Below are 14,499 nucleotides of genomic sequence, written 5' to 3'. Positions count from 1 at the left end.
TTAGGAAATGTCAAACCTAATGTCAGTCTCTTTATTTATTCAGGCCAATTCTCTTTTTAATTGCATTAACTTGTGTAACTCATCATCCATGTCGAAATATTCTTGACTGTCTCTATTCACCATGCTGATTTTCCCCAATAGTTCGGTAATCTTCGCTTCCAAAACCGCAATCTTTTCCTTGGTTTCTTTTTCAGAAGGTGACACCTGCTTCTTTTTACTATCTTCGTACTCCAATAGACCTGTTTCCACTCGTTTGATTCTTTTATTTTCAATCACAAGCAACTTGTCGCAAAGTTTTTCAATGAAATACCGGTCATGGGAGATGACAATGAGCGTACCAGTGTACGTAGACAAGGTAGCCTCCATCTGTTCTCTGCTCGGTAGGTCCAGATGATTCGTCGGTTCGTCCAGTATTAATACATCATATTCCTGCATGATCATGTGTACCAATTTGACTCTGGTTTTTTCACCAAGGCTTAAGGTATTAAGTGGCTTTGTGAGCTTTTCCTCATGCATCCCCATATTCGCAAAAATCGTGCGGGCTTTGGAAACACGTTCCCATTCAATAAGATCTAAATATTCCATTGCATTTTTACCCAAGGGCATGTCACTGACTTCCTGGCTTAGATAGGCAATTTTCAGGGAAGAACTTTTCCATAGGGAGCCTTTTGTAGTAGATTCCTGTTCCATTAACATCTTTATAAAAGTGGTTTTCCCTGCTCCATTTTCACCAATTAACCCAATTCTCTCTCCATGCTTCACGTAAAAATGGCTTTTTTCAAATAGCAGACGTTCTCCATAGTGCTTGGTTAGCCCTTTCGCTTCCAGAATTCTTTTTCCTCTTTTACCGTCCGTTTCAAACTCAAATTTGACCTGGATTTCTTCCTTCGGCTTTTCAACTTTATGTTTGGACAGTTCAAGCTCCAGCCTTTTTGTCTTGGATTTGATTTGATTATCTTTTTTCTTCGCCTTTACCCGCTCGAACTCCTTTAAGCCCATCTGTTTTCGCTCACCAGGGTTATCTCTTTTCCCAGCCTCCCTATGCGCCTTTTCTGACCACTGCTTCAAGTTTGCAACTTGATCTTCAATCAATTTGATTTTGCGTTGTTGCTTTCCATAGTCACGCGCTTGCTGATCAAGACGACGCTGTTTCTCTTGGCGATAGGCTGTGTAATTACCTTCATACTCCATTAGCTTGCAATCCTCTATTTCGTAAATCTTAGAAACCGTCTTGTCTAAGAAGTATCTGTCATGAGAGATGATGATGGCTGAACCAGCAAATTTTTTCAGTTCTGAAACTAGCCAGTTAACACCCTTCATATCCATATGGTTTGTCGGCTCATCGAGACAAAGGAGCTGGGGTGATTGGGACCAAATTTTTGCCAATGCTAGTTTAAGTCTCTCTCCACCACTTAAGGTGCCGGACGAAGCACCATCTCTTGTAATGGATTTAACCAAACCCATTTCACTTGCAGCACGTAAAAGGTCTTTGGCATCCTCTCTCATTTCTTTCTCTGTATGAATGGTATAATCTGTGCTTTGCGGCAGATATCCGATTTTTAAAGAAACTGGAAATGTACTAATACTTCCTGAATCAGGTAGTATGGATCCCATCAACAACTTCATCAACGTCGTCTTCCCTGCTCCGTTCCATCCAACCAACCCGATTTTTTCACCATTTTTTATATCAAAGGATATATCCTTCAAAATATCCCGTTCTCCAAAACTTTTATTCACTTGTTTTACTTGTAGAATCATGGTCATACATATGCACCTCATTATTGTTTTTTTGTTTATAAATGGGCAGCCAACGTATCAATCATCACAAAAAACCTCCCCAGAATCCTGGAGAGGTTTCAAAGAAAAGTCGATTGCATATGCAAACAACGCCTATTCTACAAGTAAGTATCACAAAATAACACTAATCCATCATGGATAGCGGCACAACTATACATCGATACTTATGGCAGGTAAAAATGGGCAGACTAATCCAATTCTCCAGGGTTCTCATTTTATCAATCACATGAGTTCACTCCTAAAAAAATAGATTAATTCCACATCGCACCTTGTACCTTCCTTTTCTCGTATAGTCTTGCACTATTAGTATATTTTCCCTTTTAGATATTGTCAATCCTAATTTAAACAATGTTTTATGAAGTATTCCCTTGATTCCTCGTGGGCAAGCTTTTTAAGCACCTCTTCTTTTTTATAGAAACCTATCTCACTGATCTCGTCATCTAGTGGCAACCATTTCTTGTTTTCCCCTGTATATTTAACTAAAAACATAGTTGTCTCTTGGGAATGATACCCGATCTTTTCTGCGATACCTTGAGGAAAATCAAAGTTTATTTTTTCTTCAAATTCTTTTATAACAGAAAAGGTATCCTTTCCGGTTTCTTCCTCCAGTTCTCTTAGGATAGCCTCATAAAGAGAGGGATCCGTTTTCTCCACCCCACCCTTGATAAAGTCCCATTCACCCTGAACTTCTTTTTTTCCTTCTGTGGTATTTATTTTTGTTTTGAATATTAGTATGTATTCTTTGCCTATTGTTACAATTGCACCAACCGCTTGTCTAACCTTCATAAGCGACCCCCTGTTCTTTTTCTGAATCTTTTCTCCGTTTTATGATATACTATTCATAAAGAAACAGAAACCATCATAACGGAGGTTATGCAAGACATGGAATATCTTTTTCCAGTGATTGCGCTATTCTTGCTTGGCATGCTTGTTTTTTCAGGTGGCGGTTTGATGGCATACCTGAACAAAAAAATCCATTTTGTCAGTGTTATTCTCACAATGGTCAGTTTTGGAGTGTTATATAGTCTAATTGCAAACATCACCGACCTATTGCCAACCGTAATTACGATGTCCACCCTACTCTCCCTGTTAGGGATCTGGGTTGTGAACAACTATCGTACTGTCAAAATGGATCCAAAAAAACTTGATAAACAAACTCCATAATATATTATTTAACCATAGCACATGACCCCATCAGGTTATGTGTTTTTTTCCGTCTAAAGTTGTACGGGATACTCGCACTTATTTCGGAGGTCAGGTTTAAAGACTCCTAATATAATAAAAGTAGTTAAAGAACATTAGGAGGTAACATTCCATGAAAAACGCGGAATTATATGAAACGCATGTGAAAACGGTAAACTTGGAGTCGGCGGTAGCATTTTATAAAAGTCTGGGGTTGGAGCTTGCTTACCTTTTAGAGGAGCGGAGAGTGGCATTTTTCTATTTAGGTGATTCAGAAAAGAAACAACAGATGTTAGGAGTGTGGGAGGTCAAGGAACATGAGTTTGTCCCTTCACATTTTGCTTTTAAGGTGACGGTTGAACAATTACGAAGCGTGCCCCAGCTTTTAGAGGCAAAAGGCATTGCGCTTTCACCGAGCTTTGGATTGCACGCAAGTGAACCCGTTGTCCATGCATGGATGCCCGCTGCCTGCTATTATTTCTCAGATCCCGATGGAAATAGCTTGGAGTATCTCGCCCTACTCGACCAGGAACCCAAACCTGAATTAGGTGTTTTGCATTTAAGCGAATGGGAAAAGACTTTTCAGTAAGGGCAGCTCGTGATATTTGGCTTTCACCAGTTATTTTAGGAGCTGTCGAAGTAAATGTCCGAAGTTTTTACAGAATTGGCCGAAGTTTTTCGATAGTTGTCCGAACCAAAAATTGAAATGACCGAATCCTAGGTAAAAGTTGACCGAACACCACAGCGAATTGGCCGAACCTTCCAGTTTCTTAAGGTTTATTTGTCCAAATTAAGGTGATTTATGACCGAACCATTTTTTCCACATCTAAAAAGCGGCAGTATTCATAAAAAAACACACCATTTTTCACATACTTCCGTACCAAATGAGACCAACACTAAAAAGCCGCCCCGGCAACCATTAAGGTTATCGGAGCGGCTCTACTAATTATCTAATTATCCATTCTTCAACGATAAGCTTTCCTTTAAATACCCAAATGGGGTCTGGATAGCTTTTACCACATATTTATTACCTGTTATCACCGTCACAAGAATACTCAATAAAAGAAGCAACACGTATCCTGCAGTAGAGTTGACAGCTTGGCCAAAGCTTGTCTCAAAGAACCATTTGATAATAAATCCGTGTAAGATATACACATAAAACGATCTTCTTCCAATACCTGTGAAGATATACTTATCTTTAGGCACGAGTGCAAAAAATGCAATAGTCACAAGCATGCTACCAGCATAAATGCCAATACGGATCAACATATCCGTTACAGAAGAGAAGGTGTAAGTTCCATAAAGGATACTCGCTCCATCAATTCCGCCTAACCAAATGTAAATTCCAGCAAATAACACGACTAGGAATGTCGTAGCATACATACGATATGCACCATTTTTCAGCTTTTCAAACAAGTCTGTCCTAGTTAAATAGTATCCTATCAAAAAGAATGGAAAGAAATAAAACGTTCTATCCAAACTTAAAAATCTTTCGGGTATATCAACAAAACCAATTACGATACCCAGTAGAATTGCCAACGGTATACTATATCTCGCCTGCAACTTCCCAAACAGGGGCAGCATCAGCTTCCAGGCAATCATACTCAATAGGAACCACATCGCCCATCTTGGGGTGAAGTATTCCAATGTCATAGATGGATCTGCATAAAGCTGACTGTAATACAGCGTATAAATCGTCTGTAAGATGAGATACGGCACTAACAATCTCGTTATGATTTTTACATAATAGCCTTTTTTATGAAAGTTGGTACTGAAATGCCCTGCCAATAGAATGAAGGCTGGCATATGAAAAATAAAGATAAAATGATAGATGGACACAAGCCACTCATCATTTGCACGATATGGGGAAATGATGTGCCCGAATACAACTAGAAAAATTAAGATAAACTTCGCATTATCAAAGAAGGAATCGCGAGTTTTCATGGTGTTCTCCTCCATTTCTACTTATACGAAGGTATTTACCCAAGTTTATTAACTTCATAAACATGGGACATATATTCATTCGATGAGTATAACATGAACCTGTCCGTTGGAGGAATGTAAAAATTACCTTACGAATAAAAGTATACGAAAACATCCAATAAAAAACAGATGGACTCCCACATCCACCTGCTATCCTTAGTACATTTCTTCCCCTTTTAGAAAACGGGTGAGTCCTTCCACGGCTTCTTTTTCATCCGACCCTTCCGCTTTTACTGTCACAACGTTTCCTTTACCAATCCCAAGCGACAGGAGTCCCAGAATGCTTTTTGCATCAATGATCCTGTTATGCCGGACCACTTGAATATCCGCTGTATAGCTATTTGCTTTACCAACAAAATATTGGGCGGCTTTGGAGTGGAGCCCATATTTGAGTGCAACCGTTATTTGTTTGGATACCATAAAAAATCCCCCCACATTACCACAAATTTATATATGGTATGTGAGGGAATTATGGTTCATGAATAATTTTCTTAAAATAGTACTTTTGCCTACCTTATTTGATCATCATTTCTACACCTGGTCCGAACGGAATTCCTGCTAACGCGAAAATTACCAAGAGAACGATCCATACCCCAAGGAAGAGGAGGCTATAAGGTAGCATTAACGCTATCAGTGTCCCAAGCCCCGCTTTTTTATCATAGTCTTTCATAAAAGCCAGCACGACTATAATATAAGGGTTCAATGGTGTAATGATATTGGTGGATGAATCTGCAATACGGAATGCCGCTTGAATGAAAGCAGGATGGTAATCAAGCATCCAGAACATCGGGATGAAAATCGGAGCCATCAATGCCCATTGTGCAGATCCACTGAAGATAATCAAATTCAACACGGCTGCAAGCAGGACAAACCCGATGATTCCCGGAATACCTGTCAAGTTCATGCTTTCCAATAACCCTGCGCCATTCACGGCTATCCATATGCCAAGGTTGGACCAGTTAAAGTATGCGATAAATTGGGCAGCTGCAAAGATCAGAACAATGTAGCCAGACATATCCTTCATCGATTCTGCCATATACTTCGGTACATCTGCAGTGTTCTTGATCTTACCGACTGTTACCCCATATGCTACTCCAACAACAATGAAAAAGAAAAGTGTTATCGGTACAATGGCTGTCAGGAATAACGATGGGACGAGTCCACCATCTTCATTTCTAAGGATGGATTCAGGCCAAAATACAGCGATAGCCAGTAATACCAGATACACAAGTCCTGCAATAACCGCATTCCTCAATCCCTTACTTTCTAAAGGATCAGGCTCTTCCAATTCCTTATCCACCTTACCTTTATAAGTACCAAGCCTAGGCTCGATAATCTTATCTGTAATCAATGCGCCAACAACCGAAAGAATAAATACGGAAACGACCATGAAATAGTAATTATCAACCGGTGTTACAATAAGCGTTTCATCAAAAGGTTTAATTGCCTCTGTTGCGATACCCGATAAAAGCGCGTCTGTTCCAGCCACAATGACATTTGCCGTAAATCCCGCGCCAACTCCTGCAAATCCTGCTGCAAGTCCGGCAAGCGGATGTCTACCGATGGTGTAGAAAATCATGGCAGCAAGGGGAGGCACAATAACAAATGCCGCATCAGAAGCCAAGTTACCTAGAATACCTGTTACTACTACCGCATAAGTGATCAATGCTTTGGGGGCATTCAAGATTGTCTTTTTGATTCCTGCTTCAATCAGCCCCACCTTATCTGCCAGACCGATCCCAAGCATCATTGCAAGTACAAGACCCAAAGGAGCAAAACCTGTAAAATTAGTTAGCATGGAGGTCAGGATAAATTCTATTCCTTCACCGGACAGTAAACTTTTAATCGCCAGCTCTTCTCCTGTACCCGGATGCTCTACTGTCACGCCAAATTGTTGGACTGCCCATGAAACTGCAATAATAAAGAGAGATAAATAGACAAATAGCATAAATGGGTCGGGCAGTTTATTACCTATTCTTTCTACGCCTCCGAGGAATCTATCAAGCATGGAGGTTGATCTTTGTTGTTGTGTTTGTAGTTGGCTCAATTTCACTCACTCCTTTTAGGTATAGGTCTTTTCCATTCGAAATATTCAGTCATTTAAACCGTCTTGTGAACTGGGAAATCTCAATAGGATTTCCTTCAAATTCACAAAAATGATAGCGTATAAATCTTTCTCGGCCTTCCGCGGTGCCCAGACTGTTCTTCTCCGGAAACCTTAACAAGTCCAGAGCGTTCAAGCTCAGTGAGGATGCGGCGCGCATTCCTTTCTGTACTTTTTAACCAGCCTGCCAAGTCCTGTGAGGTGATCACCTCTTTTTGATAGTATTGCGCAAGGGATTTTATCTTAGAAACGATAGTAGGACTTATATTGACATCTTTCAATTTCTCTTCCCACTCCTGACCCAAGGACCGCGATTGAAAGGATAGTTTATCTGTTGCATTATAGAACTCTGTTACATCCCTATCCTCGTTCACACAAACGAGCGTGGAAGACTTTTGCTCCCTTGCATGATGAAAGGCCTGTCTCACATTTTCTTCTGCTGCAAGTACGGTTTCCCCAAAGCCAAGCCCAAGCCTAATCTTTAGATCACTTTGCATCTTGATATCTTCCATCAACTGTAATAGTGAATCTCCTTCAATATGCCATTCCAGCTCCCCCCTTGTTGTAAAAAGAAGGAAAAGTCCATCCCCAAATTGTACAAAAGAACCATTTACCACTTCTGCAAATCGAAGCATCAACCGCTTCAATTCTAGCTCTTTGATTTTCATTTTATGGGAATAATGCATCTCCTCCAAGGATGCTTGAGTATGGATGACTTCCACCCCCAGAATGGCAATTTGTGATTTTCTGTAACGCAGGGAGTGCGCCCGTTCTATAAGTACTTCCAATGTCGATAGTATGGCAAGATCGGAAGGAATGACCCGGTAACAAGGTATACCCATCTCCTTCAATTTGACAGCTACCGATTGAATACAAGTAAAAGCTATCTCTATTTTTCCTTCTTCATACAAGTCTTGGTGAAACTTAACCAGGTCCCCTGGTGGTACAAACCCCTCATAAGCATAGGAATGGAAGTTAATGGATTGAAGGGAGAAAAATTCCCTGTTCATTTCGATTCTGCTTTGTTTGATGGTATCAAGGCTAATGGTTCCAAATATCTTCTTTTCTTTTATTTGCGCTTCAAGGAGAGTGCCGAGAAAACTGGAGCCGTAAAGCTCGGCATAACCTCCTTCATTTTTCTCGATAAGCGCTTTGGACATTGCATAGGAAAATGGCACTTGTCCAGAGAACATCCATTGATCCACTGCCCCTTTGTTCGAGAGGATGAACTGATCGATCTCTTCCAAAACAGTATAGGAAAAGGATAGCATGTCCACACCCTCAAACTCTTTCCCTACCTGCATAATTCGCTCTATCGAATCCGTCGGTCCGACAATTCCTATTTTAACTTTCACTTCTTCACCTCATAATAATATATTGGATTCCTCTTCCTCTAAGAGTAAAGATAGAATAGAGGATACATACACTTCTACCGCAACTTCCAATACTTTTTCCTCATAATCAAATAATGGATGGTGATGTCCGGCTGCAAGAGGTGTTCCAAATATAAAGTAGGTCGCTTTTTCTCCGCGTTCCCTTACATGGTTCAGCATATAAGTAACATCCTCTGATGCTTTCAGAGGGAGGGTTTCCATCACATTCGTTACTCTGTCACTGTGAGTGATTGCTGCTTCGAGGAACTCTTTCCAACCAGTATCATTAGCTGCTTCCACACCTTTGCCCACTACTTGAATATCTGCTTCAATACCATGAAGATATGCTGCATGCTGAATGATACGAGATGCTTCATCTTCCATGTACTGATTTAGTTCGGATGTCTCTCCTCGCGTTTCAAGCGATATTGTTGCATGATCGGGTATCACATTTCTCCCACTACCAGCATGAAGGGTACCTACATTTATTCTTGTTTCTCCTCCAGAATGTCTAGGTATTGCATGGAGGTGCAAGGAAGCTGTAGCCGCAGCAAGCAAGGCATTCCTTCCTTCTTGCGGTTCGACCCCAGCATGTGCCGATTTACCGGTAAACACCACATCAACCTTTGATGTGGCAAGAAAACCACCAGCTGATGCCACTACCTCTCCCACTTCCATCGGTGATATTCCGATGTGGCCGCTCAAGAAAACATCAGTGTCATCTAGCCACCCTTTTTCCACCATTGATTTTGCTCCCCTGCTTCCTTCCTCTGCAGGTTGGAAAAGCAGAGTAAACGAACCTGTAAGTTTTTCCTGATGTGCAGATAGGAAGGTTGCCACTCCCAGACCTATCGCTGCATGTCCATCATGACCACATGCATGCATTATATGTGGATAACGGGATTGAAATCCATGGAGCCCTGGCAAATGATCAGCAAGCCCCTCTTTATTTTCTGCTATAGGAAGGGCGTCAATATCAAACCTTAATGTAATGTGCTTTCCGGGTCTTCCCGTATCAAGTTTTGCCACAAGACCTGTATGTCCATCTTTCATTTTGGAAAGCCACGCTTCTGGGACCCCCTGATTTCTTGCTCTCTCTTCTGCTGCAAGTAGGGTTTCATGCGTCGGGACACCCATCCGTTCCTCCGTCACCAGCGCCTCCTTACCAACGAATATCTCATATCCCAGCTGCACCAACTCAGAACCAATCAGATAAGTTGTTTGGTATTCGGTCCATCCTAGCTCAGGGTATTGATGAAGCTTCCTTCGCCAAGAAACAAGTGAGTCGGCAAGATTGTTCACAAATTCAGAAACATCCATAAAGGCAACCCCCCCACTTCATTTTTCATTCTGGAGTTTTTCCAAAGCTTTTTCTGTGACGTCCACAAGCATTTTCACTCCTATAGGCAGAGCCTTTTCATTGAATTCAAAGTTCGGATCATGAAGCGGCTTTTGAATGTCCCTTCCTTCAATTGCTGAACCAAGCCAGAAGAACGCACCAGGATATTTATGGAGGAACCTAGAAAAATCTTCTCCACCTAAAGAAGGATCGACGTTTGGTGTCGCGGTGTTAGAATCTAGTGCCTGTTGAGCACAACCTCTTACAACCTCCGCCCATTCTGGTGTATTGATGGTTGCTTCATATCCATCTATATAGTCTATCTGAGCTGTTGCTCCCATTGCTTTTGACGCATTTTCGACCACTTCATAAAACCTTTTTTTGACCACTTCTTTTACTTGTTTTTTGTAGGTTCTGATTGAACCTTCCAGTGACACACTGTCAGCGATGACATTATAGCGGTATCCTCCCTCGATTCTTCCGATAGTTACTACTGCCGCATCAATGGGATTGATATTTCTGCTTACAATCGTCTGCAACATGGTGACCACGTGGTTAGCTGCAATGATGGCATCATTCGTTTGATGCGGCATGCTGGCATGTCCCCCGGCTCCCTTGATAACCACTTTGAAACGGTCGGTTGCTCCCATCATTTCCTTGTCCCGGATTCCGATCTGGCCTACGGGAAGGTCTGGCCATACATGTTGGCCAAAAATTACATCCGGTTCAAATTCAGCGAAAACCCCTTCGTCCATCATCGGTTGTGCTCCACCCTTTGGTGAAGCTTCTTCAGCAGGCTGGAATATCAAAAGCACCGTTCCAGAAAGCTCATCTTTTCTTTCGTTTAATAAGATCCCTGCTCCAAGTAGCATCGTTGTATGTGCATCATGCCCACATGCATGCATTTTCCCTTCCTTTTTAGATGAGAACGTCAGATTTGTTTTTTCCGTTATAGGAAGGGCATCAATATCGGCTCTGAGGGCTACGGTCGGACCTGGTTTACCACCTTTGATAATTCCAAGCACCCCCGTTTTGGCATACCCAGCCCGGAATGGAATTCCGTATTGCGTTAATTGATCCTGGATTTTTTGGGAGGTATCATATTCCTCTCCGCTTACTTCCGGAAATTCATGTAAGTTCCGTCTAAAATTAATAAGTTGCTCAAGTAATCTTTCATCTATGACTGGTAATGATGAGGTCATTAGTATGTAGCACTCCCTTTCATATTGAAGATAAGACCTTTCTTTATCTAATTACCCATTAAAGGAAACATTCCTTTTTAATACCGTAATTACATGTTAACATACTGAAGTTGTATTTCAATGAACTTTTTTTATTTTCTGTTTATTACACTTCTCTCTCACGTTCTCCATATTTTTTGAATAGGCTACATGACAATGTTATCAGCGAGTATTATTTTTTTATCTTTTATTTAGTCATACTTTTAGAAAGTACAAGGGCCCGGAGGTGATGAAATGGAGAGTTATGTTTCTCAAAGTATAATCGCCCTTGGTGCAGGACTACTTGTTTTAGGTGCAATTTTGGTTTTTATTGGAGAGTACTTAAAGTTAACGGAAATAAAATCATAAATGAAAGTGTTTAGTAAAAGACGACCTTGAGCCTCTTCACAATCCTTCAGGAGCCTCAAGAATGTCCCTGCTCTCCCGCAAGAGTCTTCGCCATGCTCCAATCAACAGCTGGAAGCCTGCTCATATCAACAGGCACCTTTAAATGAGCAAAAAAAAAAGAAACGGGCTTTCCCGTTTCTTTCAGTGTGTAGACAAAGCAAAAATTCATAGCAGTTTTCAAGTTGATCGTAGTGGAAGGCGCGAAGACTCCCGCGGGAGGAAGGGACAGGGAAGACCCCGCAGGGCGTTAGCCCGAGGAGGCTTCCGGACCGCCCGCAGGAAAGCGAAGCGCCTGAAACGAAGATCAACTCTTCCAACAGATAAGCTAGCTAGTTTATAGTTTGTCAACAATCTGAAAGAAACGGGCTTTCCCGTTTCTTTTTAATATATCTTTATTATTTTTCTTCCACACCTAACACCCGATTGATCCGCTTTTTCAACATCTTCATGCCGCTGCCACCTGCTTGGAAGTGACGAAGATTACCTTCTTCATCAAATACATAGTATGCAGGTACGTATTTGTTTTCAAATGCTTCCGTCAATTTATGGTCACTGTCCACAAATATTGGCTGGGTAATATCATGACCCATTGCCATGGACCGGATAACTCCAATGTCTAAGTCATCCTCAGATCGTGGCATGTGTACAGCAATAACATTTAACTCATCATCATACTCATCACGTAATTCATTAATTTCCGGCATTGCTTCTTTACATAAGTGACAACTTACTGACCAGAAATGGATAAGCGTTGCTTTACCCACTAGCTCACCCTTTGTTACTTCCTCATTAATCCATTCCGTCGCACCAGTCAGTTCAGGCATTTGCTCTCTTAACTTCATTTAATCCCTCTCCCTATTAATCAAATTATACTAATTATCTTTTTATAATAATTATCATATAATACGTTTTTTATTATATAAATAACACTTTTGAATGTCAATATAGATTATACTAATTATAAATAAATAATTAAAATAAAATGCTCCTTTAGGGGTCTGACCCCTTTTCGTTCGTCATTTTCCGACAAACAAAATAGAAGCTGCCTTTGGCAGCTTCTTGATTTCACCTTGTTTGGTGGATGTTTTTGTTTATGCTTCTTTTTTGTATGGGACTCTTAGGGTGACAAGCAGTCCTATGAAGGCAAGGATAATCAAAGAACCCAGGGCGGTTCTGCTTGCTAGGTTTCCATACCCCGCCAACACTAATGTGATTGTACCGTATAATAATGGACCGACGATCGAGGACACTTTTCCAGAAAAGGCAAAAAGGCCGAAGAATTGTCCCCTTTTTCCTTCTGGTGTCAATTCGACGATGAATGTACGGGAGGTTACCCATGTAGCACCGAGCGCCACACCGAATAAACTACCTGCGACCCAGAGCATCCAAGGAGCAATCGCAAATACCGCAAAGCATAACGCAACAATCAAAAGTCCGGCTACGGATGCGACCGCATGCTTAGAACCGATACTTCGTGCAATGTATCCATAAATAAAGGATCCGATGATGCTTGAGACGGTTGAAACTAGATAAAGCAGGATAAATTCCGAAGCACTGAATCCTCCTATGGCCCTAGCATAGATTGCCATCATGGCAATGGCTGTCGCAATCGCGTCGTTGATGAAAAAATAGGCAATCATGAAAAGAAAGACCGGTCGATACAAACGCATTTCTTTAAATGTCTGATAGATCTCTTTATAGCCACTGAAGAAGGATTTTTTCTCCTTGACTTCTTTTGGTTTCTCCTTGAAAAAGAAGAATAACGGCAGGGAGAAGAGTAAGAACAATATACCACTCGGAATGAATGCTTTATGGAAACCGCTGTCCCCTACATATAGGTAGACAGTTAATCCAAGTAATGTTCCCATATATCCCACTGCAATACCGAACCCGGAAATCAAAGGTAACTCTTTTTTGGTACCAAGGTCTGGAAGCATTGTGTCATAGAAAATCAAGGAAGAATGGAAAAAGAACTTTGCTACCACAAACAGCACCAAGACAAGGACGAAACTAACGGGCAAGCCAAACAGCATTTGCGAGGTCTGAAAAGAAGCAAATACCCCCATGAAGATAGTCGACATGACCGCAATCAATGTAAATGGGATAATAAACCCTTTCCTTTTTCCCGTCCTGTCAATGAGGACGCCGAACAAGGGGGAAAACAAAACGAGAAAGAAACTGGCAGTGGCATTCGCATAGGAGAGGAACGTACTCGCGATTTGATCCATTCTTTCGTTCGTTCCAATAACTTCCTGCAAGTAAAACGGGAAAAATATTGTAATGATGTTGGATGAAAAAATAGTATTGGCAAAATCATAAAGGGCCCAAGATAAGATCGGCAACGAAAAATAGAGTGCCAGCGGAGATCTTGGTTTTTCACCCCCTGTATCATGAACGACTTTGTTTTCCAAATTAGCCATGGGTACTTCCTCCAATTATTTATGTTGTAAGGAAACTATTCTCTAACAACCTCCCCACTCCCTGCTTTTTCCTGGCACAATTTACTCAAACTTTACACTTTACCACCCCTCTAACAATTATATGAGCGATTTGGTTAGGAAAAGTCCACTGTTGCATGAAATCATCACAGCTATTTCATACTAACTATAAATACTTCAAGATAGGAGGTGTACTTGCGTGTCAAAAAAAATTTTGGTAGCTCTTTTATTGGTGGTCATCATAGGAGGTTGCAATAACCAAGAAAATGTCGAGAACACAAAAGGTCCGACCATCATGGAAGCAAGAAAAGAACCCGGTAGATTATCTAATGACGAATGGATAAGGGATGCTCGTAACGAAGCAATGATACAAGTGGAAAATCCTCAAGCGGATAGAGTTTCTTCAAAAGAAGAAGCAAAAGCAAAAGTGATGGATCATTTGAAACTTACAGACCATGATAGTACTTCTGTATCCTTTGAAGGAATGCAAGGTGATTACTACGTGTTTCACGCATCCGACTTAGTTCATTTCAATAATCACCCCGAAAGGTTATCTCGAGGATGGTATAAAGTGAACCGTAGTACAGGGGAAGTTTCTACGTGGAAAAAATAACAAAATGGACTGGCTTTGACAACCTGTCAGAACCAGTCCATT

13 protein-coding genes are annotated in these 14,499 nt (G+C 41.1%); 3 read left to right on the top strand and 10 right to left on the bottom strand.

What is annotated here, in order from left to right:
* Positions 1 to 39: 39 nt before the first annotated feature.
* Positions 40 to 1,764, bottom strand: coding sequence for a ribosomal protection-like ABC-F family protein (abc-f, locus tag EKQ44_RS01550; RefSeq protein WP_237661761.1), 1,725 nt, complete (start codon positions 1,762 to 1,764; stop codon positions 40 to 42).
* Positions 1,765 to 2,133: 369 nt separating this feature from the next.
* The gene (locus EKQ44_RS01545; RefSeq protein ID WP_237661760.1) at positions 2,134 to 2,583 is read right to left on the bottom strand and encodes an NUDIX domain-containing protein; all 450 of its coding nucleotides are present in this window, start codon (positions 2,581 to 2,583) and stop codon (positions 2,134 to 2,136) included.
* Between the two features lie 96 nt (positions 2,584 to 2,679).
* On the opposite strand from EKQ44_RS01545, the gene EKQ44_RS01540 reads away from it, so the two are divergent.
* Together EKQ44_RS01540 and EKQ44_RS01535 are read left to right on the top strand one after the other, a co-directional pair.
* Positions 2,680 to 2,961, top strand: coding sequence for a hypothetical protein (locus EKQ44_RS01540; protein WP_237661759.1), 282 nt, complete (start codon positions 2,680 to 2,682; stop codon positions 2,959 to 2,961).
* Between the two features lie 151 nt (positions 2,962 to 3,112).
* Positions 3,113 to 3,568: a VOC family protein gene (locus tag EKQ44_RS01535; RefSeq protein ID WP_237661758.1), complete on the top strand. Its 456-nt coding sequence runs from the start codon at positions 3,113 to 3,115 to the stop codon at positions 3,566 to 3,568.
* A gap of 365 nt (positions 3,569 to 3,933) precedes the next feature.
* On the opposite strand, the gene EKQ44_RS01530 is transcribed toward EKQ44_RS01535, so the two are convergent.
* From EKQ44_RS01530 to EKQ44_RS01495, 8 genes are all read right to left on the bottom strand, one after another.
* Positions 3,934 to 4,923, bottom strand: coding sequence for an acyltransferase family protein (locus tag EKQ44_RS01530; RefSeq protein ID WP_237661757.1), 990 nt, complete (start codon positions 4,921 to 4,923; stop codon positions 3,934 to 3,936).
* A gap of 195 nt (positions 4,924 to 5,118) precedes the next feature.
* A complete protein-coding gene (locus EKQ44_RS01525; protein ID WP_237661756.1) occupies positions 5,119 to 5,382 on the bottom strand; it encodes an HPr family phosphocarrier protein in 264 nt (87 codons plus the stop codon).
* A 94-nt stretch (positions 5,383 to 5,476) separates the two neighbouring features.
* Complete coding sequence (locus EKQ44_RS01520) at positions 5,477 to 6,970, bottom strand: AbgT family transporter (protein ID WP_237662536.1); 1,494 nt, start codon at positions 6,968 to 6,970, stop codon at positions 5,477 to 5,479.
* Positions 6,971 to 7,110: 140 nt separating this feature from the next.
* On the bottom strand, positions 7,111 to 8,421 hold the full coding sequence (locus EKQ44_RS01515) for a helix-turn-helix domain-containing protein (RefSeq protein WP_237661755.1): 1,311 nt from the start codon (positions 8,419 to 8,421) through the stop codon (positions 7,111 to 7,113).
* A 9-nt stretch (positions 8,422 to 8,430) separates the two neighbouring features.
* Positions 8,431 to 9,759 (bottom strand): amidohydrolase, encoded by a 1,329-nt coding sequence (locus tag EKQ44_RS01510; RefSeq protein WP_237661754.1) that lies wholly within the window; start codon positions 9,757 to 9,759, stop codon positions 8,431 to 8,433.
* Between the two features lie 18 nt (positions 9,760 to 9,777).
* Positions 9,778 to 10,980 (bottom strand): M20 metallopeptidase family protein, encoded by a 1,203-nt coding sequence (locus tag EKQ44_RS01505; RefSeq protein WP_237661753.1) that lies wholly within the window; start codon positions 10,978 to 10,980, stop codon positions 9,778 to 9,780.
* An 821-nt stretch (positions 10,981 to 11,801) separates the two neighbouring features.
* Positions 11,802 to 12,248, bottom strand: a complete 447-nt coding sequence (locus tag EKQ44_RS01500) for a redoxin domain-containing protein (RefSeq protein ID WP_237661752.1) — start codon at positions 12,246 to 12,248, stop codon at positions 11,802 to 11,804.
* A gap of 249 nt (positions 12,249 to 12,497) precedes the next feature.
* Positions 12,498 to 13,826 carry an MFS transporter gene (locus EKQ44_RS01495; RefSeq protein WP_237661751.1) on the bottom strand — a complete coding sequence of 443 codons (1,329 nt, stop codon included), beginning with the start codon at positions 13,824 to 13,826 and terminating at the stop codon, positions 12,498 to 12,500.
* Positions 13,827 to 14,043: 217 nt separating this feature from the next.
* Between EKQ44_RS01495 and EKQ44_RS01490 the strand changes: the two genes are divergently transcribed.
* Positions 14,044 to 14,457: a hypothetical protein gene (locus EKQ44_RS01490; protein WP_237661750.1), complete on the top strand. Its 414-nt coding sequence runs from the start codon at positions 14,044 to 14,046 to the stop codon at positions 14,455 to 14,457.
* Positions 14,458 to 14,499 lie beyond the last annotated feature (42 nt).

The organism is Sutcliffiella horikoshii, assembly GCF_021991925.1.
Lineage (GTDB): Bacteria > Bacillota > Bacilli > Bacillales > Bacillaceae_I > Sutcliffiella_A > Sutcliffiella_A horikoshii_F.
This window is presented reverse-complemented; position numbering and strand designations above follow the sequence as displayed.

Bases quoted from the DNA above. Each gene is read 5' to 3' on its own strand.
- EKQ44_RS01525 (WP_237661756.1), bottom strand. From the start codon at position 5,382: ATGGTATCCAAACAAATAACGGTTGCACTCAAATATGGGCTCCACTCC.
- EKQ44_RS01535 (WP_237661758.1), top strand. From the start codon at position 3,113: ATGAAAAACGCGGAATTATATGAAACGCATGTGAAAACGGTAAACTTG.
- EKQ44_RS01500 (WP_237661752.1), bottom strand. From the start codon at position 12,248: ATGAAGTTAAGAGAGCAAATGCCTGAACTGACTGGTGCGACGGAATGG.
- EKQ44_RS01530 (WP_237661757.1), bottom strand. From the start codon at position 4,923: ATGAAAACTCGCGATTCCTTCTTTGATAATGCGAAGTTTATCTTAATT.
- EKQ44_RS01495 (WP_237661751.1), bottom strand. From the start codon at position 13,826: ATGGCTAATTTGGAAAACAAAGTCGTTCATGATACAGGGGGTGAAAAA.
- EKQ44_RS01520 (WP_237662536.1), bottom strand. From the start codon at position 6,970: ATGCTTGATAGATTCCTCGGAGGCGTAGAAAGAATAGGTAATAAACTG.
- abc-f (WP_237661761.1), bottom strand. From the start codon at position 1,764: ATGACCATGATTCTACAAGTAAAACAAGTGAATAAAAGTTTTGGAGAA.
- EKQ44_RS01505 (WP_237661753.1), bottom strand. From the start codon at position 10,980: ATGACCTCATCATTACCAGTCATAGATGAAAGATTACTTGAGCAACTT.
- EKQ44_RS01545 (WP_237661760.1), bottom strand. From the start codon at position 2,583: ATGAAGGTTAGACAAGCGGTTGGTGCAATTGTAACAATAGGCAAAGAA.
- EKQ44_RS01510 (WP_237661754.1), bottom strand. From the start codon at position 9,759: ATGGATGTTTCTGAATTTGTGAACAATCTTGCCGACTCACTTGTTTCT.
- EKQ44_RS01540 (WP_237661759.1), top strand. From the start codon at position 2,680: ATGGAATATCTTTTTCCAGTGATTGCGCTATTCTTGCTTGGCATGCTT.